General features: G+C 72.7%; 18 protein-coding genes. 10 read left to right on the forward strand and 8 right to left on the reverse strand.

Features of this window, described 5'->3' with window-relative positions; all coding sequences use genetic code 11:
* Positions 1–73 precede the first annotated feature (73 nt).
* Positions 74–1,603, reverse strand: a complete 1,530-nt coding sequence (locus tag G3I54_RS12250) for an ABC transporter substrate-binding protein (protein ID WP_164613970.1) — start codon at positions 1,601–1,603, stop codon at positions 74–76.
* A 178-nt stretch (positions 1,604–1,781) separates the two neighbouring features.
* On the opposite strand from G3I54_RS12250, the gene G3I54_RS12255 reads away from it, so the two are divergent.
* Complete coding sequence (locus G3I54_RS12255; RefSeq protein ID WP_164613972.1) at positions 1,782–2,501, forward strand: TetR/AcrR family transcriptional regulator; 720 nt, start codon at positions 1,782–1,784, stop codon at positions 2,499–2,501.
* On the opposite strand, the gene G3I54_RS12260 is transcribed toward G3I54_RS12255, so the two are convergent.
* The gene (locus tag G3I54_RS12260; protein WP_164613974.1) at positions 2,491–3,405 is read right to left on the reverse strand and encodes an SGNH/GDSL hydrolase family protein; all 915 of its coding nucleotides are present in this window, start codon (positions 3,403–3,405) and stop codon (positions 2,491–2,493) included. The two genes, G3I54_RS12255 and G3I54_RS12260, sit on opposite strands and share 11 nt — an antisense overlap.
* Positions 3,406–3,740: 335 nt before the next feature.
* On the opposite strand from G3I54_RS12260, the gene G3I54_RS12265 reads away from it, so the two are divergent.
* The gene (locus G3I54_RS12265; protein WP_164613976.1) at positions 3,741–6,095 is read left to right on the forward strand and encodes a glycoside hydrolase family 3 C-terminal domain-containing protein; all 2,355 of its coding nucleotides are present in this window, start codon (positions 3,741–3,743) and stop codon (positions 6,093–6,095) included.
* A gap of 84 nt (positions 6,096–6,179) precedes the next feature.
* Here the strand turns inward: G3I54_RS12265 and G3I54_RS12270 are convergent, their stop codons facing one another.
* Together G3I54_RS12270 and G3I54_RS12275 are read right to left on the reverse strand one after the other, a co-directional pair.
* Positions 6,180–6,833: a TetR/AcrR family transcriptional regulator gene (locus tag G3I54_RS12270; protein ID WP_164613978.1), complete on the reverse strand. Its 654-nt coding sequence runs from the start codon at positions 6,831–6,833 to the stop codon at positions 6,180–6,182.
* 10 nt (positions 6,834–6,843) lie between these two features.
* Positions 6,844–8,169, reverse strand: a complete 1,326-nt coding sequence (locus tag G3I54_RS12275) for a family 1 glycosylhydrolase (RefSeq protein ID WP_164613980.1) — start codon at positions 8,167–8,169, stop codon at positions 6,844–6,846.
* Between the two features lie 258 nt (positions 8,170–8,427).
* Here G3I54_RS12275 and G3I54_RS12280 point away from each other — a divergent pair, with 258 nt between their 5' ends.
* On the forward strand, positions 8,428–10,053 hold the full coding sequence (locus tag G3I54_RS12280) for a family 20 glycosylhydrolase (RefSeq protein WP_164613982.1): 1,626 nt from the start codon (positions 8,428–8,430) through the stop codon (positions 10,051–10,053).
* A 29-nt stretch (positions 10,054–10,082) separates the two neighbouring features.
* Here the strand turns inward: G3I54_RS12280 and G3I54_RS12285 are convergent, their stop codons facing one another.
* Together G3I54_RS12285 and G3I54_RS12290 are read right to left on the reverse strand one after the other, a co-directional pair.
* Complete coding sequence (locus G3I54_RS12285) at positions 10,083–10,826, reverse strand: transporter substrate-binding domain-containing protein (protein WP_164613984.1); 744 nt, start codon at positions 10,824–10,826, stop codon at positions 10,083–10,085.
* Positions 10,827–10,947: 121 nt separating this feature from the next.
* Positions 10,948–11,460, reverse strand: coding sequence for a DinB family protein (locus G3I54_RS12290; protein ID WP_164613986.1), 513 nt, complete (start codon positions 11,458–11,460; stop codon positions 10,948–10,950).
* 96 nt (positions 11,461–11,556) lie between these two features.
* Between G3I54_RS12290 and aac(3) the strand changes: the two genes are divergently transcribed.
* Positions 11,557–12,414 carry an aminoglycoside 3-N-acetyltransferase gene (gene aac(3) / locus G3I54_RS12295; protein WP_164613988.1) on the forward strand — a complete coding sequence of 286 codons (858 nt, stop codon included), beginning with the start codon at positions 11,557–11,559 and terminating at the stop codon, positions 12,412–12,414.
* Between the two features lie 36 nt (positions 12,415–12,450).
* Here the strand turns inward: aac(3) and G3I54_RS12300 are convergent, their stop codons facing one another.
* Entirely contained in the window at positions 12,451–14,865 is a 2,415-nt protein-coding gene (locus G3I54_RS12300) for a polysaccharide lyase 8 family protein (RefSeq protein ID WP_164613990.1), read from the reverse strand.
* Positions 14,866–15,233: 368 nt separating this feature from the next.
* Between G3I54_RS12300 and G3I54_RS12305 the strand changes: the two genes are divergently transcribed.
* The 6 genes from G3I54_RS12305 (at position 15,234) to G3I54_RS12330 (ending at position 22,582) form a co-directional block, all read left to right on the forward strand.
* Complete coding sequence (locus G3I54_RS12305) at positions 15,234–16,382, forward strand: substrate-binding domain-containing protein (RefSeq protein ID WP_164613992.1); 1,149 nt, start codon at positions 15,234–15,236, stop codon at positions 16,380–16,382.
* 224 nt (positions 16,383–16,606) lie between these two features.
* A complete protein-coding gene (locus G3I54_RS12310) occupies positions 16,607–17,911 on the forward strand; it encodes a sugar ABC transporter substrate-binding protein (RefSeq protein WP_164613994.1) in 1,305 nt (434 codons plus the stop codon).
* A gap of 89 nt (positions 17,912–18,000) precedes the next feature.
* Entirely contained in the window at positions 18,001–19,011 is a 1,011-nt protein-coding gene (locus G3I54_RS12315) for a sugar ABC transporter permease (RefSeq protein WP_343240317.1), read from the forward strand.
* Entirely contained in the window at positions 19,008–19,946 is a 939-nt protein-coding gene (locus G3I54_RS12320) for a carbohydrate ABC transporter permease (protein WP_164613996.1), read from the forward strand. Before G3I54_RS12315 ends, G3I54_RS12320 begins: the two co-directional genes overlap by 4 nt.
* Positions 19,943–20,980, forward strand: a complete 1,038-nt coding sequence (locus G3I54_RS12325; protein WP_343240318.1) for a hydroxyacid dehydrogenase — start codon at positions 19,943–19,945, stop codon at positions 20,978–20,980. The genes G3I54_RS12320 and G3I54_RS12325 overlap by 4 nt, the downstream gene beginning before the upstream one ends.
* 45 nt (positions 20,981–21,025) lie before the next feature.
* Positions 21,026–22,582, forward strand: a complete 1,557-nt coding sequence (locus tag G3I54_RS12330) for an HAD-IA family hydrolase (RefSeq protein ID WP_164613998.1) — start codon at positions 21,026–21,028, stop codon at positions 22,580–22,582.
* A 68-nt stretch (positions 22,583–22,650) separates the two neighbouring features.
* Here the strand turns inward: G3I54_RS12330 and G3I54_RS12335 are convergent, their stop codons facing one another.
* Positions 22,651–23,520, reverse strand: coding sequence for a class II fructose-bisphosphate aldolase (locus tag G3I54_RS12335; protein WP_164614000.1), 870 nt, complete (start codon positions 23,518–23,520; stop codon positions 22,651–22,653).
* Positions 23,521–23,550 lie beyond the last annotated feature (30 nt).

Consider the following 23,550-nt stretch of genomic DNA (forward strand, 5'->3'; position numbering starts at 1 on the left):
ACTCGGTATCTGTCAGGCACTCGGTGTGCCAGGCGCTCGGGATTTCTGTCGGGCACGCGGGATCCGGGCGGGCTCAGCCGGCGGGGGCGTAGTTGTAGATGGAGGGGACGGCCATGCCGGACTGCGGGGTGATCGTCACCGTGCCGTCCGAGACGTGCAGATACGACATCCGGTAGAAGGGGAGGAACCAGCCGTCCTCGACGAGGTGGCGGTTGAGGTCGCGCGCCGCCTGCTTCGCCTCGTCGCCGGAGCCGCCGCGGATGCGCGGGATGAGCTTTTGGACCGTGGCGTCGGTCGTGCCGAACATGTTGAACGCGCCCGGTGTGACCAGCTCGTTGACGACGATCCAGTCGGACGAGGCCTGGCCCATGTTCATGACCATGCCGGAGTAGCCCCGGTCGGTGAACACCTTCTGGACCGCCGAACCCCCGTCGAGGTCGTCCCACTTCAGCGTGACCCCGATGGCCTTGAAGTCGGTGGCGAGCGACGCGGCGAGGGCGTCGTTGACGATCGCGGCGATCCGGGGCAGCTTGATCGTGAACCCGCTCGGGTAACCCGCCGCCTTCAGCAGCCCCTTGGCCTTCGCGGGGTCGTGCGCGTAGTACGTGTCCAGCTTCGGGTCGTAGCCCTCGGTGTCCGGCCCGAAGACCTGGCCGGTCGCCGCGCCGCGGTTCTGCCGGATGGTGGCGAGCATGGTCGTGCGGTCGACCGCGTGGTTGAGGGCCTGGCGTACCCGCGGGTCCTTGAGCGCGGGGGTCAGCTTCCCGTCACGGTCGAACAGCAGCAGCCCCTGGAAGTCGAACTCCTGCTTCGTCGTCTTCACCCGGGGGTCCGACTCGACGCTGATCTGCTGGTCGGCGTTCTGGAGCAGGGCCGCGTTGACCTGACCGGTGCGGATGCCGTTGACGATCGCCGTCTCGTTGTCGAAGAAGCTGATCGAGAGCTCCTTGTAGGGGAGTTCATCGCCCCAGTAGCCGGTGTTGCGCTCGTAGACCCACTTGGTCCCGATGGTGGTCCTGTCCTTCGCCAGCCGGTACGGGCCGGTGCCGTCGGGCGTCGTCTTGAGGCTGTCGCCCTTGGCGAACGCGGCGGGGTTCGCCATCAGGCCGGCCGCGTCGCTCAGATAGAACAGCATCGCCGGATCGGGCTCCGCCAGCTTCAGCGTGACGTGCGAGGCGTCGACGACCTCCACCGACTCCAGGCCGTTGAGCCACTTCGCGTCGGCGCCACCGCCCTTCTTGAAGCGCTCCAGGTTCGCCTTGACCGCGGCCGCGTCGAACGCGGTCCCGTCGGCGAACTTCACGTCCTCGCGCAGGGTGAGGGCCAGCTCGGTGCCGTCGGCGTCGTATGCCCATTTCGTGGCGAGCATCGGACTGAAGGCGCCGTCCGGCTCCCGCTTGAGCAGCGTGTCGTAGGCGGCCTGGAAGAACGGCAGGGCGCTGCCGACCGCCTGGGCCGGGTCGAGGCTCTGCGGATAGCTCAGCGTCGCGATGTTCAGCTGCGATCCGGTGCCGCCCCGCGCACCCGTGTCCGCGCATCCGGCGAGGGTGAGGACGGCTGCCAGGCAGGCCGCCAGGGCTCCGTTCCGCGTGGTTCTGCTCATGGGGTTCGCTCCGTCTGGAGAGCCGGGGATGGACGTCCCGGGAAGAGTGGCGGTGAGCCTACCTGCGGAATTAACCACTTGGTAGGTTTTTCTGCTGCGAAAATCAACCAGCTGGTAAGTTCGGCGGCGCGCTGTTCACGGCGTTGCCCGCACCCGAGGAGCACAGGAGGCCGCCGTGGTGAGCGAAAGGCCCGCGCACGCCACGTACCGGCCGGCCGGACACGGGTCGCGCGCGCCGTCGAAGGGGGTGCGCACCCGTGCCCGCATCCTCGACTCCGCGACCGAGCTGTTCTCCCGGTCCGGCTTCCACGCGGTCTCGCTGCGCGACATCGCCGCCCACGCCGGGCTGACCCACGCCGGGCTGCTGCACCACTTCCCGGGCAAGGAGTCGCTGCTCATCGAGGTGCTGGAGCGGCGCGACCTGATCGACGCCCGGGAGCTGTTCCCCGGCATCGTCGAGCCCGGCGCACCGGACCCGACCCCGGGCGACCGGATGCGGCTGCTGATCGCGGTGGTGGCCCGCAACAGCCGTACGCCCGGCCTCGTCGCCCTGTACGCGAAGCTGTCCGCCGAGGCCACCGACCCGACCCACCCCGCCCACCGGTACTTCACGCGGCGCTACCGGCTGCTGCGGGCGGAGCTGACCGGCCTCGTCCGGGCGCTCCAAGAGGAGGCCGGACACCCCGGCGACGTGGACCCGGCCGTGGTGGCGGGTCAGCTGCTGGCGCTGATGGATGGCCTCCAGACCCAGTGGCTGCTGGAGCCCGCGGCGGTGCCGATGGAGACGCTGGTGCGCGACTTCGTGGACCGCCTCGGACTGCTCCCCGCGGACGGGCCGGAGGAGAGCGGCGGGGCAGAGGAGGCCGACGGGGCGGCGGCGCCCGGCGTCAGCGGGTGAGCGTCGCGAGCGCCGCATCGGCCGTACTCCGGTGTCCGGCGGCGTTCGGGTGGAACCCGGCCGCCTCCGCGGTCTGTTCGGGCTCGATCCAGCGCACGCCCGGCGGCTTGCACGCGTCGTGGCCGACCGAGGGCGCGTACGCGTCGACATAGATGTCGCGCCCGGCTCCGGCCTGTTGGGCCAGCATCGAGTCGAGCTGCTTCTGCTTGTCCCGGAACCAGGCGAAGTCGCCCTCGGCGAGCGGCACCGTGGCCCGGCAGGACGTGCCGTCGTCGGGAACGATCGCCGGATAGCCCACGACCAGGACCCGGGCCTTCGGCGACCGTCCGTGGATCTCGGCGAGCACCGCCGCGACCTTCGGTGCGGTGGCGGCGATCCGGGCGCCGATCTCGTCGCTGCCCAGGAGCGTGTAACTCCGTTTGCACGGTGCGCCGAGGGGCGCCAGCTTTCCGAGCAGGACGCACCGGGTGAGTACGCCGGTCAGATCGAGGTCGTTGCCGCCGATGCCGAGGGTGACCAGCGTCGTGTCCGGCCGCAGGGCGTCGAGCTGCGGGGCCGCCGCGCCCTGAGGGGCGGTCATATGGCGGGTGTCGGCCCCCGCGCAGGTGACATCGGTGAACGAGGCCGCCGTGAGCGAGGCCGCCACGAGGGTCGGGTAGTTCCGCGAGGAGCGCCCGCACGTCTCGTCCGTCTGCACCGGGATACCCGGACCCGAGCTGAAGGAGTCTCCGAGCGCCACGTAGTGGACCGGAGCGCCGCTGTCCGCCTTGGCGGAGAGCGGGGTCGCGGTGGCGGTGGCGGCGGTGCCGGCGAGCAGGGCCGTGGCGCTCACCAGGGCCAGGGCGGTGGTCACCGGGCGGTGGCGGGCGGGAGCGGATGCGGAGCGCCTGCTGGGAGGGGGCATGGCCAGTCCTCGTCTCGTCGGCGGATGAGCAGGGGGAGAGCGGTGGATGAGCGGCGGATGAGCGGTGGAACGCACGGCACGCGGAGCGCGGTCGCGGCGGCGATGGGCATCGGTTCCGGACCGGATCGGCCGGAGAGCGAAAACCGTACGATGAACGGTTTCTGATCGTCAAGGGATCGCGCACCGCCCGTTCCGGCTGTGAGGGCCGCTCGTGTGGACCGGGGTGCCGGGGGAGGCGCGGCCCCTTGACACCCAAAACCGATCAACTTACGGTTTTTGCGTCGTGGCAGCCTTCCTGGCCCGACCGCCCCACCACCGATCCGACAGGTGTGCGTATGACGAACGATCAGTCCCCACCGCCCCCGGCCGGGGAGCCGTTCTCCCTCCGGCCGACCCTCGCCGAGAAGGCGTCCCTGACCAGCGGTGACGGCGACTTCGTCACCACGGCCCTCACCCGGGCGGGCGTTCCCGCCGTCACCCTCTCCGACGGGCCGCACGGACTGCGCCTGCCGAAGGAGGCGGGCGACGGCGGACAGGTCGATCTGCACAGCGCCGCACCCGCCACCTGCTACCCGCCCGCTGTGGCGCTCGGCAGCAGCTGGGACCCGGAACTCGCCCACCGCGTCGCCGGAGCGCTCGCCGACGAGGCCACCGCCCACGGCATCCGCGTCCTGCTCGGTCCGGGCATCAACATCAAGCGGTCCCCGCTGTGCGGCCGCAACTTCGAGTACTTCTCCGAGGACCCGCTGCTCACCGCCGAGCTCGGCGGCGCCATGGTCCGCGGGCTCCAGGAGTCGGGCGTCGGCGCGGCCCTCAAGCACTACGCGGCCAACAACCAGGAGACCGACCGGATGCGGGTGAGCGCCGACATCGACGAGCGCCCGCTCCGCGAGATCTACCTCCGCGCCTTCGAACGCATCGTCCGCCGCGACCGGCCCTGGTCCGTGATGTCCTCCTACAACGCCGTCAACGGCGTCACCCTCTCGGAGAACACCCGCCTGCTCACCGACATCCTGCGCACCGAGTGGGGCTTCGAAGGCATCGTGATGTCCGACTGGGGAGCCGTACGCGACCGGGTCGCCGCCCTCCGCGCCGGCCTCGACCTCCAGATGCCCGGCACCCAGGGGCGGACCGACCGCGAGGTGGTCGCCGCGGTGACCGACGGATCCCTGGACGAAGCGGTGCTGGACACCTCCGTCGAGCGGCTCGTCCGCTTCGCCCGGCGCACCGCCGACGCCGACCGCCCCGAGCCCCGGATGTCCGTCGAGGACCACCACCGCCTCGCCGGACAGGCCGCCGAGCGCTGCGTGGTCCTCCTCAAGAACGACGACGGCCTGCTGCCGCTGGACCCGGCCGCCGGCAGCGTGGCCGTCATCGGCGAACTCGCCCGTACGCCCCGCTACCAGGGCGCCGGAAGCTCCCAGGTCACGCCCACCCGACTCGACACGCCCCTGGACGCCCTGCGCGCCCAAGCCGACGGGGCCCGGGTCGACTTCGCCCCCGGCTACGCCCTCGCGGGCGCCGAAACGGCCGGAACCGGGAGCGCGGACGCTCTTGAGGACGACGCCGCGCTCGCGGCAGCCGCGGTCCGCCTCGCCGCCGCGTCCGACACCGTCCTCCTCTTCCTCGGCCTCTCCGCCCACGACGAGTCCGAGGGCTTCGACCGGGACCACATCGACCTGCCCGAGGCCCAACTGCGGCTGCTCGACGCCGTCGTCGCGGCCAACCCGCGCGTCGCCGTCGTCCTGTCCAACGGGGGAGTGGTCCGCACCGACCCCTGGCACCGCACCGTGCCCGCACTCGTCGAGGGCTGGCTGCTCGGCCAGGCGGGCGGCGGCGCACTGGCCCGGGTGCTGTTCGGCGAGGTCAACCCCTCCGGCAAGCTCGCCGAGACCGTACCGCTGCGGATCGAGGACTCGCCCAGCCACCTGTCGTTCCCTGGCGAGGAAGGCCATGTCCGCTACGGCGAGGGCGTCTTCGTCGGGTACCGGGGGTACGACGCCGCCGCCCGCGAGGTCGCCTTCCCCTTCGGCCACGGGCTGTCGTACACGACGTTCGCCTACAGCGCGCTGCGCGTCACCCCGGACGAGGGCGGGAACCGCTTCGCGGTGGCGGTCACCGTCGCCAACACCGGGACGCGCGCCGGGCGGGAAGTCGTCCAGATCTACAGCACCGGTCCCGCCGGCTCCTCCGTCGCCCGCCCTCCGAGGGAACTGCGCGGCTTCACCTCCGTCACCCTCGCGCCCGGCGAGAGCCGCGAGGCCGTCGTCCAGGTGTCCCGTGAGGATCTCGCCCACTACAGCGAGCGGGAAGGCGGCTGGTGGGTCGAGGGCGGCGACTGGGGCATCGAGGCCGGTGCGTCCTCCCGTGACATCCGGCAGTCCGCCGTGCTCCCGGTGAAGGGCGACCCCTCCCGCCTCACGCTCACGGGCCGTAACACCGTCGCCGAATGGCTGGCCCATCCGGTCGGCGGCCCCCTGCTGATGAAGGCCTTCGCCGAGGGGCGGGCCGCCGCCGGCGGGGGAGCGGGCGCGATGGAGGATCCGGCGATGCGGCGCTTCCTCGCCGGGACGCCGCTCGACGTGATCGCCGAGTTCCCGCAGAGCCCGGTCCGGCCCGAAGAGGTTGTGGCCCTGGCCGCGCGGGCGGCGGAGCGGGCGCCGGCAACCGGGGTGCGGCACCAGGGGTGACGGGGCGTCCGGCCGTGAGACGGCCGACGGGCGCGTACGGCGGGAAGACCGTCGTACGCGCCCGTCGGCGTGCGGACCGAGCGCTCAGTCCCCGGTCCGGCCTGCCGGGTTCGCCGAGTCCTCCGAGGTCGCTGGAACCTCCGAGGTCTTCCGGCCCTCCTCGTTCTCCGGATCGAGGGCGAGCAGGCGCATGATGTCGTCGATCGGCTGTTCCATGTCCGTCGACCGGTCGATCAGCCACTGCAACTGGATGCCGTCGGCCACCGCGATCAGCAGCACGGCCAGCCGTTCCGCCGGGATCCGCGTCGTCATCCGGCCCTCGTCCATCCGTTGCCGCAGATACGCGGCGACGCGCTCGCGCAGCACCGGATAGCGCTCCGCGAAATGCGCGTGCGCGGGGTGCTCCGGATCGCCGGCCGCCGCCGCCATCGAGACGAACAGCTCGACCAGGCCCGGTGTCTTCGCGCTCTCCCGGATGATCTCGCGGTAGCTCTCCGGGTTGGAGCGCTCGCTCTGCCGCGCCCGCGCCGTCTCGTCACGCATCCGGAGCACCTGGGTGAGCAGATCCTCCTTGGAGCTGAAGTAGTGCATCAGGCCGGGCAGGCTGAGACTGCACTTGGCGGCCACCTTGCGCAGCGATGTGCCGCGGTAGCCCTCGGCGGCGAAGATCTCCAGTGCCGCGTGCAGGATCTCCGTGCGCTTCGCCTCGCCCTTTTCGTACGGGCCCCGTTTTGCCATGCCCGGAAGCCTAACCGGCGCTGCGGACACTCGCGGGCACGGCCGTCGGCGCCCCGTCCGGGATCTGTCCGGCCCGGGCCAGCGCACCCAGCCAGCGGGCGGAGGGCTTGGGCGTCCGGGCGAAGGTGCGGGGATCGACCGCGATGAGCCCGAAGGTCGGCCGGTAGGACCCCCACTCGTAGTTGTCCAGGGCGCTCCAGTGCAGATAGCCGCGTACGTCGATGCCGTCGCGCAGGGCCGAGGCCAGGCTCGCCAGCGCCTGGGTCGTGTACGCGACGCGGCGCTCGTCGTCCCCGGTCGCGATGCCGTTCTCGGTGACCAGCACGGGAACGTGCGGACCGACCACCGCGGCGGTGTGCCTGATCGCGAGGCCCAGTGCCTCCGGGTAGTACTCCCAGCCGGTCAGCGTCGTCTCGGCGCCCGCCTCCACCGGCAGCGGGCCGTCCTGGCCGATCCGGTGCCGGGTGTAGGCCTGGACGCCGATCCAGTCGTCCTCGCGGGCGGCCTCCAGGAACACGTCCTCCCGGGGGTGCGCGTGGGCCGCGGCGACCTCGGCCGCACCGGGTTCGGCCTGATAGACCTGGTTGGCGACGGTCCACCCCACCTGGAGCTCGGGGTCGGCCGCCTTCAGCACCTCGTACGCCGCCCGGTGCGCCCGGATCAGCGACCGGGTGACCTCCGCGTCGGGCTCCACCCCGCTCGCGTCGAAAGCGGCGGCCCCCGCCTGCTGTCCGGTGCCGCCTGGCCCCTCCGACGCGACGGACTCCCCGGTCCGCGCCTCCGTGTCGCCCGTCGTGAGGCCCAGCCGCCGGATCATCGTGTGCATCAGCGCGATCATGTTCGGCTCGTTGATCGTGGCCACGTGCCGTACGCCCGCCGAGAGGATCTCCGTCGCGACCTCGGCGTACGCGGCGAAGAGTCCGGGCGCCCCGGGCGACGCCCAGCCGCCGAGCGCGCTGAACCACCGCGGCGAGGTGAAGTGATGCAGCGTCACCACCGGTGTCAGGCCGCGTTCCAGCGCGCCGAGGACCATGGCCCGGTAGTGCGCGACCGCCGCCCGCGAGATCTGCCCCCGCTCGGGCTCGATGCGGGCCCACTCGATGCTGAACCGGTAGGCGTTGAAGCCGAGTTCGCTCAGCAGGTCCATGTCCTCGGGCCAGCGGTGGAAGCTGTCGGCCGCGTCCCCGCTGCGCTCGGCGACGAAGGTGCCGGGCCGGTTCTCGACGGCCCACCAGTCGCTGCCGACGTTGTTCCCCTCGACCTGGTGGGCGGAGGTGGAGGCGCCCAGGAGGAAGCCCTCCGGCAGGGTGAGTCGGGGGCCGGTCGGGGGTGTCATGGAGGAGCTCCTTCCGCCGGGGAGCGTACGAGGGCGGACGGCCGTCGCAGCGCTCCACGAAAAGCGTTCATTGATCGGTTTTCGTGTTAGCGTACAGGTGCGTCCGGCCCAGCAGGAAGAGGCGACAGCCCCGAGGCCCGCCGGAACCCACCGCTCCGGGAGGCCCGGCTCCGACCTGACGAGGGCCCGGGCCTCCCGGCCGTCCGCACAGGCCGGGAACCCGGCCCCGTACCGGCACAGCAGCCCGTGGAGGAGACCATGAACGCCGTCATTCCCCGGCCCCGGCGCACGACCCCGAACGCCGCGACCGCAGGCCCGAGCACCACGGGCGCCTGGCGGATCGAACCGGCCGGTGCGACGCCGGGCGGCCTCGCCGCCACGGTCCACGCCCTGTTGGCGCCCCACCTCGGCGACCGCCTCCTGCCCCTCGGGGCCGGGCCCGACCCGGAAGCCGCCACCCTCGCGCTCGCTCTCGACGACGAGGCGGCCCCGGGTTTCCGTACGCCCGTGGGCATCGCCCCGACCGGCGGCGCCGAACCCGTCGACGAGTCCTACCGCCTGACGGTCGGCGCGTCCGGCATCGCCTGCCGGGCCGCCACGCCCACCGGGGTGTTCCGCGCCGCCACCACGGCGCTCCACCTGCTCGCCACCTCCGGCGACCGCGTGCCCGCCCAGGAGCTGACCGACGCCCCGCACCACGCCTGGCGCGGCCTGCTCGTCGACCCCGCCCGCGGCCACCTCGCCCCCGGTGAACTGCGCGCCCTCATCGACCTCGCCGCGCTCTACAAGCTGAACGTCCTCCATCTGCACCTGACCGACAACGAGGGCTGGCGGCTGGAGATCCCCGGCGTCCCCGAGCTCACCGCTCCCGCCCCGGACGGCACGCCACGGGCCTTCTACACCGTCGACGACTACCGCGAACTCCAGACCTACGCCGCCGAACGCTTCGTCACCGTCGTCCCCGAGATCGACCTCCCCGGCCACTGCGCGACCCTCCGCGAGGCCCTGCCCGGGCTTCCGGCGGCCCCCGCACCCGAGGGGCTGACCGGCCGCTTCCCGTTCGTCCCGCCGCTGGACCTCGCGGACCCGGCGACCGGGAAGGCCGTCGCCACGGTCCTCGCGGACGTGTGCCGGCTGACCGACGGCCCCTTCGTGCACATCGGCGGCGACGAGGCGGTCGGCGCGACCGAGGAGAGCTTCGTCCGGTCGATCCGCGAACTGCGGTCACTGGTACGGGAGTCGGGCAAGCGGCCGGTCGGCTGGCAGGAATCCTCCCGGGCCGGGATCGGACCCGAGGACATCGCCCAGTTCTGGGTCGACGTCCCGATGATGGACCTGCCCGACTCGGCCGAGGAGCTCGCCGCCCGCCCCGAACTCCTCGCGGCGGGCCAGACCCCGGAGTTCATCGCGGCTCTCAAGGCCTTCTTCGCGCCCAGCGACCACGACCTGGCCCGGATCCTCGACGGCGGCGGCCGCGTCCTGCTCTCCCCGCAGTCCCACCTCTACCTGGACCGCTCCTACGCCCCGGAGATCGTCCCGCCCGGCCAGGCGTCCACCGCCGCCCGCCTCGGCTTCCCCACCTACCGCCCGCTCGGCGTCGAGCACGCCGCACGCTGGGACCCGGCCTCCCACGGCGTCCCCGAGGACCGGATCGCCGGGGTGGAGGCCACCGTCTTCGCCGAATCCGTGGAAACCCTCGACGATGTGACGACCCTGCTGCTGCCCCGCCTGCCGTCCGTCGCGGCGGCGGCCTGGACCGGCCGCGCCCCCGACTGGGCCGACCACCGAACCCGCCTCGCCCACCACGGCCGGCTCTGGGAACAGCGGGGGCTCGCCTACCTGGCGTCCACCGAGATCGACTGGGCGGGGCAGGACCGGCGGTGAGGCGAACCGGCCGGGCGCCGGAGGAAGGTTCAGGCGGCGGGCGCCACGGACGCGCCCTCGACGCCGTGACGCTTCAGGGCGTCGGCGACGAAGCCGCCCGCCTTCATCTCCTCCACGAACGACGCCAGCAGCTCCTGCGCCGCCGCCCCTCGCCCGGACGGCACCCCCATGGCCTGCCGGATCACCATGAACCGCCCCGGCAGCACCCGTACGCCCTCGGCCCGCGCCGCCTCGGCCTCCAGCAACTGCCGGATCCCGGCGGCCACATCGACCTCGCCCGCCCGGAGGGCCGCGAGCGCGCGCGGGGCGCCCTCCAGCCGGACGACCTCGGCCCGGCGGATCTCGCGGGTGAGGAAGAGGTCGTAGGCCGACCCGGCCCCGACCGAGATCCGGGTGCCCTCGGCGTCCACCTGGCCGTTCTCGGAGACCGCGGACGGCTCGGGCACCAGATAGCTGCCCTCGATGAGGACATAGGGGGCGGTGAACCGCAGCCCCTCGCCCCGGGCGGGGTCGACGGCGAAGAACCCGATGTCCGCCCGCTCGGCCCGTACCGCGTCGACCGACAGCGCGGCCCTCTCGAAGGCCACCGGCTCGACGGGCACCCCGAGCCGCCGCCCGAACTCCCGCGCGAGGTCGACGGAGACTCCGGCCACCTCGCCGCTCGCCGGATCCCGGTGGGCCAGGATCGGATTGCCCAGGTTGATCGAGGCACGCAGGACGCCGCCGGGCGCGAACACGGAGACGAGGGCGGAAGCTGTCGGCTGCTGAGTCATGGAGCCGAGTCTACGAGCGCGCCGGCCGCGGCCGAAGGGCGTACAACCGCGCTCACCACCGCCGTAGGGCGTACGGGACCGGCCGCGGCGGCGAAGGCGCGTGTACGGGACCGGCGCGGGCTCACGCACCCACCGTCCCGTCCACCCCTTCCCGCAGCAGGTCCGCGTGACCGTTGTGGCGGCCGTACTCCAGCAGGACGTGCACCATGACCATCCGCAGCGAGACCTCCTTCTCCCAGCGCGGCTGATACCCCACCAGATCCAGCGAGGCCGCCTCCCGTTCGATCCGGCGCGAGGTCTCCACCTCCGCCTCCCACGCGGCGAACGCCTCGGCCCGGGTCGAGGCGCTCGCGTCGTAGGCCGCCTGGAAGTCGAAGAGCTTCTCCGACCACACCATCGGAGCCGCCCCGTCCTCGAACACCCGCCGGAACCAGGTGCGTTCCACCTCCGCGAGATGCCGCACCAGAGCCAGCAGCGACAAGGTCGACGGCGGTATCGACCGCTCGCGCAACTCCTCGTCGTCCAGCCCCGCGCACTTCATGGCCAAGGTGTCCCGGTGGTAGTCGAGAAAGGCCCGCAGCGTCTCGCGCTCGCTCCCCAGCAGAGGAGGCCCGATCCGGTCGTCGTTCGTCATGATGAGGTTCCCCAGTCCGTGTTCCGGCCGACAGTATGACCGGCCCGCGTCCGCCCGGGCAGGCGAGTTTCCCGCCGGAGCCTAGGGTGGTGAGCCATGGACGAGAGGGAACTGCTGCGACGCTCCGAGGGCCCGGTGACCCGGGACCGGATCCGGGACGACCTGACCGGACTCGGCCTCGCCCCGGGCGACACCGTGATGTTCCATACGCGGCTGTCCGCGATCGGTTACGTCCCCGGCGGCCCCGGCACGGTCATCGACGCCCTGCTGGACGTGGTGGGGCCGGCCGGCACGCTGCTGGTCACCTGCGGCTGGAACGACGCCCCGCCCTACGACTTCACCACCTGGCCCCGCGCCTGGCAGGAGGCCCTGCGCGCCCACCACCCCGCCTACGACCCGGAACTGAGCGAGGCCGAGCACGCCAACGGCCGCCTCCCGGAGGCACTGCGCCACCGGCCCGGGGCCCTGCGCAGCCGCCACCCCGACGTGAGCCTCGCGGCGCTCGGCGCCTCGGCCGCCGCGCTGACCGAGGCACACCCCTGGGACGACCCGCACGGCCCCGGCAGCCCACTGGCCCGGCTGGTCGCCCTCGGCGGCCGGGTGCTGCTCCTCGGCGCGCCCCGGGAGACGATGACGCTGCTGCACCACGCCGAGGCGCTCGCCCAGGCCCCCGGCAAACGGTTCGTGACGTACGAACAGCCCGTCCGGGTGGAGGGCGAGCGGCTCTGGCGCACCTTCCGGGACATCGACTCCGAGCACGGCGCGTTCGACTACTCCCCGGTCGTGCCCGAGGGACAGGACCCCTTCGCGGTGATCGTCGGGAGCATGCTCGCCGCCGGCATCGGGCGCGAGGGTTTCGTCGGGGCGGCCAGGAGCTGTCTGTTCGACGCCGCTCCGGCCGTGGACTTCGGCGTCCGCTGGATCGAGGAGCACCTGAACCCGCCGGCCGCCTGAACCGACCGGCCGCCTGAACGCCGACGCCGACGCGGCTCAGGACAGCCGCACCTTGATCGTCTGCGTCGCCCCGCGCGTCCCGGACAGGTCGCCGAAGACCAGGCGCAGCGAGGCTCCCGTCGTCGCCGAGGTCACCGTCGCCGGCTTCGACACCACCGAGGCGACGGCCCGGTTCCAGGTGAGGGTCAGGCTCGTCCGCATCCGCATCGGATCGCTCACACACACCGTCGCCGTCCCGTCGGCGTGCTCGGTGACCATCACGGAGCACGGGGCGTCCGCCACCAGCGGCCCGACGCTCCCGCCGAACCAGAAGTTGACGGCGGTCAGCCCGAGCGAAGGCACCGACACCCCCTGCTGATCGTCCGTGTTGGCGAGCACCCGCAGCCAGCCGCTGTCCGCCGCCCGTGCCGCCGTGCGCTGCGCGGACGCGCCGGGCAGCAGCTGGTACGCGTACGTGGCGTCCGTCGGGTCCTGGCCGTGGTCGAACCAGAGGGTGAGGTACTTCCGGGAGACCGGATCCGTGGAGCCCGCGGTGTTGATGTCGCGCCAGCGGCCCGTCCGGTTCTCCCGCAGCGCCTTCACGGTGGCCCCGCCCGGGAAGACGTAACCGCCGTGCCCGGCGAGATGAGCCCAGGACGCGTCGGTCAGCGTCGCCGACCACGGCAGGGTGAGGGGTTTGGCCGAGCCGTCCACGGTGAACGGGGCGTTGCCCGTCGGCCCGAGGTTGCGGTTGTCGACGGTGGTCTCCACGGCCGCGCCGTCGCGGCCGTGGATGCCCGCGCCCAGGCACACCACGGTGTCGTCGAGGAAGAACCACGACTTCTTCGCCATCAGCGTGCTGGAAAGACCCTTGAGGTACTGCCCCACGGCGGCGCGCTTCTTGTCGGTGACCCCGCCGACCCAGTTCACATCGGGGAGCGAAACACCCCAGTCGCCGCCCGCTCCGTCGGCGAGCACCTTGCGCGAGGCCGTGGTGCCGGGCAGCCGGTACGGATCGACGGTGGGCCAGAAGGCGTCGCTGTACTGGCCGTTGGCGAAGGTGTCGCCCCACCAGTAGAGCATCCCCGACCCGGTGTGCCAGCCGCGCAGATTCTCGCCGTTGCCGACCTCGTAGTAGGTGATCCGCCGGTCGGCCATGCTCAGCGACGCCGCCCAGCCCGGGCGGCGGTGCGTGGCCCGCGCCATGTCGGGGAACAGCCGGTGGCCGTCCGGCTCGGGGACCGGGGTGAGCGAGGTGTCGTCCAGGACGCTCTTGATCCGGGCCAGCGCGGTGAGCCCGAGCGAGGGGTTGTTCAGCGGCGGGCTGTAGTAGTCGCGCTGCGCCCAGCCCTTGACGAGCGCCCGCCACCGCGCGTTCTCGGCGTCCGACGCGCCCCGCCCGAGCAGCACGATGGAGGCGAGGATGGGGTGCCCGCGCCGGTGGTCGTCGACCTCGCCCCGGCTGATCGCGCGACCCGCGACGGAATCCATGACGAGTCCGTTGAAGAGGAACGGCGCCCAGGCGTTCTCCACCGCGTCGAACACCACCTGCCGCTTCGGGTCGGTGACCTCCCACGTGCTCCCCTTCAGCAACGCGAACAGCAGCCCGAGCCCGCCGAGCATCACCGATCCGTAGCTGCCGGTGTACGGCACGGTGGTGTGCTGGATGAACGAGCCGTCGGCGTACAGCCCGTCGCCCTTGGCCACCAGCGGGAAGACGGGGGAGAGGGCGTCCCGGGCCAGCGCGATCTTCGCCGGGCTCCCTCCGACGACCCCGCGCAGGGCCAGCACCCGGCACAGGTCGACCCGGTTCGCCCCGGTGCTGGTCCCGGTGTACGAGGCGACGGCGGAGTCCGGTACGAAGTGGTCGACCGCGGCGCAGTAGCGCGCGAGCCGCTCCGGGGCGATCGCGTCGTACATCAGCACGCACACGTCCAGCAGGGCCTGCGGCGCGCCGATCTGCCAGCTGTACCAATTGCCGTACCGGGTCTGCCCGTCGTTGTAGACCTGGGTGTTGAGGTGCTCCAGTCCGGTGAGCACGGCATCGCGCAGTCCGGTGTTCCCGGTCAGCCCGGTGCCCTGCTGGCGGTAGGCCTGGGCCATGGTGTTCAGGCGGATGTAGCTGTCGGCCATTCGCCCCGAGAGGACGTACGACTCGGGGTCCGTGTCCGGGTCCGGATCCGCGAACACGGCGTCGGGCCACAGCGAGCCCTCCGCCGGGGCCATCGTCTCCAGCCACTGCGAGGCCTTCGTGCCGAGATCGGCCAGCCGGCTCCTGAAGGGTTCGGCGGTCGGGCTGAACCCCTCGCCGAGGATCAGCGCGCTCCAGGTGGTGCGGAGCGCGGCGTACGGGTCGTCCTCGGCGGGGGACGCGGCGGCACCGGGCGAGGTGAGCATCAGGGCGCCGCCACCGGCGGCGGTGAGCGCCGCGGAGGTGGCCAGGAAGGTACGGCGGGACCAGGCAGAAGTCATGGGAGAGCTCCGGGTCGGTGACGTGTCTCCGGCGGGAACCCGGCGCGCGGGGGCGCTGAACTGATCCCGGGATCCGACTGTTCTGAGCGGGCGGGCACTTTCTAGCAGCCGCCAGGCGACTCGCTCAATGACTTTGGCCGAATTGATCGTATCAATCGATTCTCGGGGCGTGTATGTCGTTGCCGGATGCGAACCGGCGCGCGACCGTCGCACCGGGGCAAAACCCTGCTCGGATCGTTTCGAGCGCATGTGATCGATATGGTTGGGGCAGGCCGGACGGCGGCCGCCCGGGAGCCGGACCCCACGCGCTTCCGCCGCCGGGACACCGTCGGGCCGGGGCCCAGCCGTCTCCGAGTCCAGGGGGATCCATGCGACTGCACGTCGATCAGCGCCACGAGCGGGTGCTCGAACTCGTCCGCGAGCGCGGCAGCCTGCGCGTCGCCGAACTCGCCGAGGAACTCGGCATGTCCGCCGTCACCCTGCGCCGGGACGTCGAGGCGCTGGCCGCCCAGGGCCTGGTGGAGCGGCTGCACGGCGCGGTGGTGTGGCCCGCCGGGCAGTCCCGGCCCGCACCCGCCGCCGCGCCCCCCGCCGAAGGGCTGGTGGTGGGCATGGTGGTGCCGACCACCGAGTACTACTACGCGGATGTCGTGCGCGGCGCCCGGCAGACGGTCGAGGCCGCGGGCGCCCGGCTGACGATCGGCCTCTCCCGCTACCTCCCCGACGAGGACGCCGCCCAGGCCCGCCGGCTGCTGTCCACCGGCGCCGACGGGCTCCTGCTCACGCCGAGCTGGGAGCGCGGCTGCCCGGAGCAGGGTGAGGGGCTGTGGACGGTGGAGCAGCGGACCCCGGTCGTCCTGGTGGAACGCTCGGCGCCCCTCGGCCATCCGGCGGCGCGCTTGGATCGGGTGCGCTCGGACCACGCGCACGGCGCCGCCGAAGCGGTGGCGCATCTGGCCGGGCTGGGGCACCGGGCGATCGCGCTCGCCGTGCAGGACAGCCCGACCGCTCCCCGGCTCCGGGTCGGGTACCGGGCCGCCGTGGAGGCCCTGGGGCTGACCCCGGTGTCGGCCTCGCCGCTGGACGACGCCCCGTCGCGGTCGGAGGCCGATCGTTTCGAGCGGACGCTGGAGTATCTCTGCGAGGGCGTGGCGAGCGGTGACGTGACCGCCGCGATCGTGCACAGCGACGCGGACGCGATCGTCCTCATTCCCCGGCTCCAGGCCCGGGGGGTGCGGGTGCCCGAGGACCTCGCGGTGATCGCGTACGACGACGAGGTCGCCGGCCTCGCCGATCTGCCGCTCACCGCCGTGGCCCCGGACAAGCACGCCGTGGGGGCGGCTGCCGCCCGGCTCCTGCTGTCCCGTCTCGGGGTGGCCGAACCCGGCGCGACGGATGAGAGCGGGGGCGTGGGCGCGGGTGCGGCGGGCGGGGGTTCCGCCGCCCGCCGGCACCTGGACATCCTGCCCACCCTGCGGATCCGGGTCTCCTGCGGGGCGGCCGCTGCCGCTCCCTGACACCCCCTAGAGCCACGCCACGAGCCGTGCCCGGGCCAACAGGCCCTGCTGGCACGGCTCTTTGCATGCCCGCAGTCCGTGGGCGGTCGGAGGCAGGGTGCCGACCCGTGGTGATCGATTCGATTGATTTGGTCGTTTGCTCTTGACGGCGATCGGTTCTGCGCAAAATGATGTGTGCCGTTCACCTCATCTCCCGCAGTTCGAGGTCTCGTAGGAGCCGGCCCATGCCCTGTATCGCCCGCACGTCCCGCCTCGCCCTGGCGGCGTCCGCCGCTTCACTCGCCCTGCTCGTCACCGCCTGCGGCGGATCGGGATCGGACGCCTCGGGCCCCGGGGACGGCAAGCCCGTCACCCTCACCTTCTGGTCCGCCACCGCGGGCGCCAAGGAAACGGCCGACGCGTTCAACAAGGCGCACACCGGCATCAAGGTGAAGTTCTCGATGGTCCCCGCGGGCCCCGAGGGCGTCACCAAGCTCTCCAACGCGGTCAAGGGCGGCAACGCCCCCGACGTGGCCACCATGGACTACTCCGCTCTGCCCGAGTACGCCAGCGAGGGCAACCTGGAGGACCTCACCCCCAGCTCCGGCGAGCTGGTGAAGAAGGAATTCCCCGAAGCCGTCCAGTCCCTGGTCAACCTCGGCGGCTCCACCTGGGCGGTGCCGTTCGACGTCACACCGATCCAGCTCTTCTACCGCAAGGACCTCTTCAAGAAGTACGGCGTCGAGGTGCCGACGACCTGGGCCGAATACCGTACGGCCGCCGAGAAGATCCACAAGGGCGACCCGGACGTCACCATCACCAACTTCGGCGGCGGCGACCCCGCCCTGCTCTCCGGCCTCGCCTGGCAGGCCGGCGCCCGGTGGTACGGCACCAGCGGCGACGCCTGGAAGGTGAACATCGACGACCCGGCCTCCCGCAAGGTAGCCGCCTACTGGGACGACCTCCTCGCGGACGGCCTCGCCTCCAAGACCCCGCTCTGGGGCGAGGGCGAGAACAAGGAACGCGCCACCGGCAAGGTGGCCACCATCATCGGAGCCGCCTGGAGCGCCGGGAACTTCCCCGTCAGCTACCCCGACTCCAAGGGCAAGTGGGGCATAGCGCCCCTGCCCACCTGGGACGGCAAGCCGAGCACCGGCATGTACGGCGGAACGTCCTACATCGTGCCCAAGGGCAGCGAACACACCGAGGCCGCCGCCGAGTTCATCAAGTGGGTCACCACCGACCCCGCGGCCATGACCGCCCGCCTCAGCTCCCTCAAGACCCCCAGCAGCGCCCTGCCCGCCAACGAGGGCATGCGCGCCGCGGCGGCGAAGCAGTTCGACAGCTCCTACTTCGGCGACCAGGACGTCTACGCCGTGGCCGGTGAGGCCGCCGACACCATCGTGCCCGGCTGGACCTGGGGCCCGGTGCAGCAGCAGGTGACCTCGGCGCAGATGGCCGCGGGCGGCGACCACACGAAGATGCTGGACTCCGGCCAGGCGAAGGGCGAGAGCGCGGTCACCGACCGCGGTCTGAAGCTCGACAAGTAGTCGCGCGGCCGCCCGGGACGGACCGTCGACCGTTCCGGGCGGCCCCGCCCCGCCCCACCCGCCCACCCCATCCGCCGAAGGAGCATCAGGTGGCAGCCCCACTCGCCCGGCCGGCCAAGACCGCCGCACCCCAGGTCGCGCCGCCGCCCGCCGGTTCCACCGGACCCGCTGGATCAGCCGGACCGGGAAGGCCCGGCGCCCCGGGCGGCCCCGGCACACGACGCGGACAGCGCCGGGCCCTCGCCCTGTTCACGGTGCCGTTCTTCGCGCTCTTCACCGCCGTCACCGTCCTGCCGATGATCTACGCGGCCTGGATGAGCCTCTACCGCGAGGAGTCCTCCGGCCTGGGCTTCGGCGGAACCGAGCGCGTCTTCGCCGGGTTCGGCAACTTCACCGAAGCCCTCGGCAACGAGGCGTTCCTCCGCTCGTTCGGCAACATCGCCCTCTACTGCGCCCTCTACATCCCCGCGATGGTCGGCGGCGCGCTCATCCTGGCCCTGCTCGTCGACTCGACCATGGCCCGGGCCCGGCGCTTCTTCCAGATCGCCTACTTCCTGCCGCACGCGGTGCCCGGCCTGATCGCCTCGCTGATCTGGCTCTACCTCTACACACCCGGCCTCAGCCCGGTCACCGACGCCCTCGACGCCCTCGGCGCGAGCTGGAACTTCTTCGGCCAGGACGAGGCGATCTTCTCGGTCGTCAACATCTCCGCCTGGCAGTGGACCGGCTACAACATGATCATCTTCTACGCCGGACTCCAGGCCGTTCCCCGCGAGGTCCTGGAAGCCGCCACCGTCGACGGAGCCGGAGCACTGCGCACCGCCCTCCAGGTCAAGATCCCCATGATCCGGCCGACCGTCGTCCTGACCCTGCTCTTCACCTGCGTCGGCGCCATCCAGCTCTTCGACGCCCCCAAGCTCGTACAGCTCCGCGCCAACACCATGGGCGAGGACTGGTCCCCGACCATGTTCATCTACACCGCGGCCTTCAAGGGCCACGACTACGGCCTGGCCGCCGCGAGCTCCCTCCTGCTCGCCCTCTTCGCCGGCCTGCTGTCCTTCGTCGTCACCAAGCTCGGCAACCGGTGGAAGGCCTCATGAGCATCCAGACAGCCAACCGCGAAGCACCGGCCGCCACCGCACGGCGCGGCCGGGCCGAACGCCGCACCGCGCCACGACCGCCCGCACGACGGGGCCGCACCGGAAGTCTCACCTCGCGCGTCATGGTGAACGGCGTGCTCGCCGTCGTCGCCGTCTACACACTGATGCCGCTGACCTGGCTCCTCATCGCCTCCACCAAGAGCTACCGGGACCTGTTCGCCACCAACCCGTTCAGCCTCGGCGACTTCCGGTTCCTGGCCAACCTGACCGCCCTCCTCGAATACAACGACGGGGTGTTCGTCCGCTGGCTGCTCAACAGCCTCCTGTACACCGTCGTCGCCTCAGGGCTCTCCACCCTCATCTCGGTGGCCTGCGGCTACGCCTTCGACAAATACGCCTTCCGCGGCCGCGAGAAGTGGTTCGGGGTCGTCCTCGTCGGCGTCCTCATCCCCTCCACCGTCGTTCAGCTCCCGCTCTACCTGATGGCCTCCGAACTGGGCCTCGTCAACACCTACTGGGCCGTCCTCATCCCCAGCCTCGTGAACCCGTTCGGCGTCTACCTCGCCCGGGTCTTCTCCGAGGGGTACGTGCCCGGCGAGGTCCTGGAAGCGGCCCGGATGGACGGGGCGGGAGAGGTGCGGACCTTCACGAAGGTCGCCCTGCCGATGCTCGCGCCCGGCTTCGTGACCATCTTCCTGTTCTCCTTCACCGCGAGCTGGAACAACTTCTACGGCGCGCTCATGATGCTCAACGACGACCAGCTCTACCCGGTCAACCTGGGCCTCTACATGTGGAACCAGAACGTCAACCAGCAGCCGGAGCTCTACCCGCTGGTCATCATCGGCTCCCTCGTCGCCGTCGTCCCCCTGATCATCGCCTTCCTCTGCCTCCAGCGCTTCTGGCGCTCGGGCCTCACCGCAGGAGCCGTCAAGTGAGCCACCCCGCCACGCCCCAGCGGACCCGACCCCGCACCGTCCTGGCGATGAGCGGCGAGACCCGTGCGGCGATCCTGGCCCCCGAAGCCCTGGACCGGCTCGCCCGCGTCGCCGACCTCGTCCCCGGCCTCCTGGTCACCGACTTCGACGCCGACGACCCCGCGCAGCGCACCGGACTCCACGAGGCCGAGGTCCTGTTCACCGGCTGGGGCTGCCCGCCGCTCGGCCCGGCCGCCCTCAGCGCCATGCCCCGGCTGCGCGCGGTCGTCCACGCCGCCGGCTCCGTCAAGCACCACATCACCCAGGACGTCTGGGACCGCGGCATCACCGTCAGCACCGCCGCGACGGCCAACGCCTTCCCGGTCGCCGAATACACGGTCGCGGCGATCCTCTTCGCCAACAAGAACATCCTGGAGAGCGCCCGCGTCTACCGCGCGGCACGCACCCGGGTGAACCTCCTCGAACGGTTCCCCGACGTCGGCAACTACCGCCGCACCGTGGGCATCGTCGGCGCCTCCCGCATCGGACGCCGCGTCGTCGAACTGCTGCGCCCCTACGATCTGCGCGTCCTGGTCCACGACCCGTACCTGGACGAGGCCGGCGCCCGGACCCTGGGCGTGGAGCGCTACGACCTCGACGCCCTGGCGGCGGAGAGCGACGTCGTCAGCATCCACGCCCCCGAACTGCCGTCGACCCGGCACCTGTTCGACGCCGGGCGGCTGGCCCTGATGCCGGACGGAGCGACCCTCGTCAACACCGCGCGCGGCTCCCTCGTGGACACCGACGCGCTGGTCAAGGAACTGGCCGCCGGACGTCTGAACGCCGTGCTCGACCACACGGAACCCGAAGTCCTGCCCGCCGACTCACCCCTCTACGACCTGCCGAACGTCCTGCTCACCCCGCACATCGCCGGTTCCCAGGGCGGCGAACTCCACCGGCTCGCGGACGCCGCCGTAGACGAGCTCGAACGCTACGCGCACGGCCTGCCGTTCGCCCACGCGGTGGACCCCCGCACCCTGCACCAGCAGGCCTGACCCCGTACCCGTACCCACCCTCGTACCACCCCCGGGAGACCCGCCATGTCCCGTACCCGCCGGGTGCTCGTCGTCGGCATCGACGGAGTGCGCCTCGACACCCTGAACCGTGTGCCCACCCCGCACCTCGACGCGGTGGCCGACGCGGGCTTCCTGGCCCCGGTGGCCGTGGGGGAGGGCACGCCGACCATGTCCGGGCCGTGCTGGGCGACGATCCTGACGGGCGTCGGCGTCACCAAGCACGCCGTGTGGAGCAACGACTTCAGCGGCCACCGGCTCGGCGTCTTCCCGGACTTCACGACCCGCCTGGCCCGCCAGGACGGCCGCCGCACCTATGCGGCCGCCGCGTGGGAACCCCTGGTCACCGTCGCCGACGGCGGCCCGATGCTCCGCAGGCCCACGCGGCTCACCCACCACGCACCGGCCGCCGACACCCCCGCCGCCTGGGAGGAGGCCGACGCCTCGACCGTGCGCGACGCGGTGGGCGTCCTCACCCACGAGGACCCCGAGGCGTCCTTCGTCTACCTCGGCGCCCCCGACGAGACGGCCCACCACCTCGGCTGTGGCGACGCGTACGAGGCGTCGATCCAGGCGGCCGACCGCCGCCTGGGCGACCTCCTGACGGCGGTACGCGCACGCCCCTCGTACGAGGCCGAGGCCTGGACCGTCCTCGTCGTCACCGACCACGGACACCGGGACGAAGGCGGTCACGGCGGTGACAGCCCGGCCGAACGCACCGCGTGGCTGGCCTGCGCGGGCCCGGACATCACGGCCGGCGCCCGCCCCGCCCGCCAGGTCCGGCACGAGGACGTCGCCGCCCAGGTGTACGCGGCCCTGGACCGTACGCCGGACTCGCACTGGACGCTCGACGGCAGCCGGATACCCACCGTGGCGCGCGCCGTCCTCCTCGACATGGACGGCACCCTCGTCGACACCGAACCTCTCTGGCTGGAGGCGGCACGCACCGTGGCGGCGGCCCACGGCCACACCCTCACCGACGCGGAGGGCGCCGGAGTCCTCGGCCGCACCTGCGCCGACACGGCCGCCCTTCTCGTACGACTGTGGCCGGAGACCGCCGCCGGGCCGGAAGCCGCCAGGCTTGATGCCGTCGGGCCGGATGCCGGTGGGTCGGAAGTCGCCGGGCCGGAAGTCGCTTCGCTCGCGTCCGAGTTGGAGGACGCGTTCCTCGCATCCGTCGAAGCGGGCGTCCGACTCCGGCCCGGCGCCCGCGCACTGCTGGACCGGCTGGAGCGCGACGGCCTGCCCGCGGCGCTGGTGTCGGCCTCGCCGCGCCGGGTGGTGGACACGGTCCTGCGGAGGCTGGGCGGCGAGGTGTTCCGTACGACGGTGGCGGACGGCGAGAGCGACCGCTCGAAGCCGTTCCCCGACCCCTATCTCAAGGCGGCCGCGCGCCTGGGCCTCCCGCCCGAGGCCTGCCTCGCCGTCGAGGACAGCCCGACCGGGGTGGCCGCTGCCGAGGCCGCGGGCTGCCGGGTGCTGGCCGTGCCCTCGTCGGCGCCCATCACCCCCGGCCCGGGGCGGCAGGTCCGGCCGGATCTCACATTCCCGCTGCGGGAATGGTGGCCGGAGGAGCCCGTATGACCTGACGAGCGGGAAGACGCCGGGGCCGGCGGGCATCACGCCCGCCGGCCCCGGCGTCTTCCCGCTCGTCACGCGGCGTGCGCCCTCCCCGAGGGCAGCAGCGAGATCATCCGGGCCACCGTGCGGGCCATCGCGTCCCGTCCGTCCGCCAGATAGCGGCGCGGGTCCACGCCCCGGTCGTCCTGGGCCAGCCGTTCCCGTATCGCGCCGGTCATCGCGATGTTGAGCGCGGTGCCGATGTTGACCTTGCGGATCCCGCCCGCCACGGCGCGCGCCAGCTCCTCGTCGGAGGCCCCGGACGAACCGTGCAGCACCAGCGGAACCGGCACGGCCTCCCGCAGCCTGCCCAGCAACGCGTGGTCGATGACGGCGTCCCGCGATGTCATGGCGTGCGAGGTGCCGACCGCCACGGCCAGCGCGTCGACGCCGGTGGCCGCCACGAACGACCGCGCCTCGTCCGGATCCGTACGGGCCCCGGGCGCATGGGCGTCGAGCGTCGGCTCGCCGTTCTTGCCGCCGACCTGCCCGAGCTCGGCCTCCAGCCACAGACCCCGCTCGTGCGCCCATACGACGGCGGCGCGGGTGGCCGCCAGGTTCTCCGCGTACGGCAGCTTGGCGGCGTCGAACATCGCCGAACTGAAACCGCAGTCCGCCGCCCGGTGCAGCAGCTCGGTCGACTGCACATGGTCGAGGTGCAGGGATACGGGCACGGCGGCCTGGTCCGCCACCTCCGCCGCGGCGCGCGCGAGCGGACGCGGTCGGCCCCGGTGGTAGGCGACGGCGTTCTCGCTGATCTGCAGGATCACCGGCGACCCCGCGGCCTCCGCGCCCTCGGCGATGGCTTCCGCGTGTTCGAGGGTGATGACGTTGAACGCGGCGACCGCACGCTGCTGCGCGGCGGCCTCGGCGATCAGATCGCCGGTGGCGGCGATGGGCATGGCGACTCCGGGATGAGGGACCGTCGGCGG

This window comes from Streptomyces sp. SID14515 (genome assembly GCF_010548505.1).
GTDB lineage: Bacteria > Actinomycetota > Actinomycetes > Streptomycetales > Streptomycetaceae > Streptomyces > Streptomyces caviscabies.

Bases quoted from the DNA above. Each gene is read 5' to 3' on its own strand.
- G3I54_RS12250 (WP_164613970.1), bottom strand. From the start codon at position 1,603: ATGAGCAGAACCACGCGGAACGGAGCCCTGGCGGCCTGCCTGGCAGCC.
- G3I54_RS12260 (WP_164613974.1), bottom strand. From the start codon at position 3,405: ATGCCCCCTCCCAGCAGGCGCTCCGCATCCGCTCCCGCCCGCCACCGC.
- G3I54_RS12265 (WP_164613976.1), top strand. From the start codon at position 3,741: ATGACGAACGATCAGTCCCCACCGCCCCCGGCCGGGGAGCCGTTCTCC.
- G3I54_RS12270 (WP_164613978.1), bottom strand. From the start codon at position 6,833: ATGGCAAAACGGGGCCCGTACGAAAAGGGCGAGGCGAAGCGCACGGAG.
- G3I54_RS12275 (WP_164613980.1), bottom strand. From the start codon at position 8,169: ATGACACCCCCGACCGGCCCCCGACTCACCCTGCCGGAGGGCTTCCTC.
- G3I54_RS12280 (WP_164613982.1), top strand. From the start codon at position 8,428: ATGAACGCCGTCATTCCCCGGCCCCGGCGCACGACCCCGAACGCCGCG.
- G3I54_RS12285 (WP_164613984.1), bottom strand. From the start codon at position 10,826: ATGACTCAGCAGCCGACAGCTTCCGCCCTCGTCTCCGTGTTCGCGCCC.
- G3I54_RS12290 (WP_164613986.1), bottom strand. From the start codon at position 11,460: ATGACGAACGACGACCGGATCGGGCCTCCTCTGCTGGGGAGCGAGCGC.
- G3I54_RS12300 (WP_164613990.1), bottom strand. From the start codon at position 14,865: ATGACTTCTGCCTGGTCCCGCCGTACCTTCCTGGCCACCTCCGCGGCG.
- G3I54_RS12305 (WP_164613992.1), top strand. From the start codon at position 15,234: ATGCGACTGCACGTCGATCAGCGCCACGAGCGGGTGCTCGAACTCGTC.
- G3I54_RS12310 (WP_164613994.1), top strand. From the start codon at position 16,607: ATGCCCTGTATCGCCCGCACGTCCCGCCTCGCCCTGGCGGCGTCCGCC.
- G3I54_RS12320 (WP_164613996.1), top strand. From the start codon at position 19,008: ATGAGCATCCAGACAGCCAACCGCGAAGCACCGGCCGCCACCGCACGG.
- G3I54_RS12330 (WP_164613998.1), top strand. From the start codon at position 21,026: ATGTCCCGTACCCGCCGGGTGCTCGTCGTCGGCATCGACGGAGTGCGC.
- G3I54_RS12335 (WP_164614000.1), bottom strand. From the start codon at position 23,520: ATGCCCATCGCCGCCACCGGCGATCTGATCGCCGAGGCCGCCGCGCAG.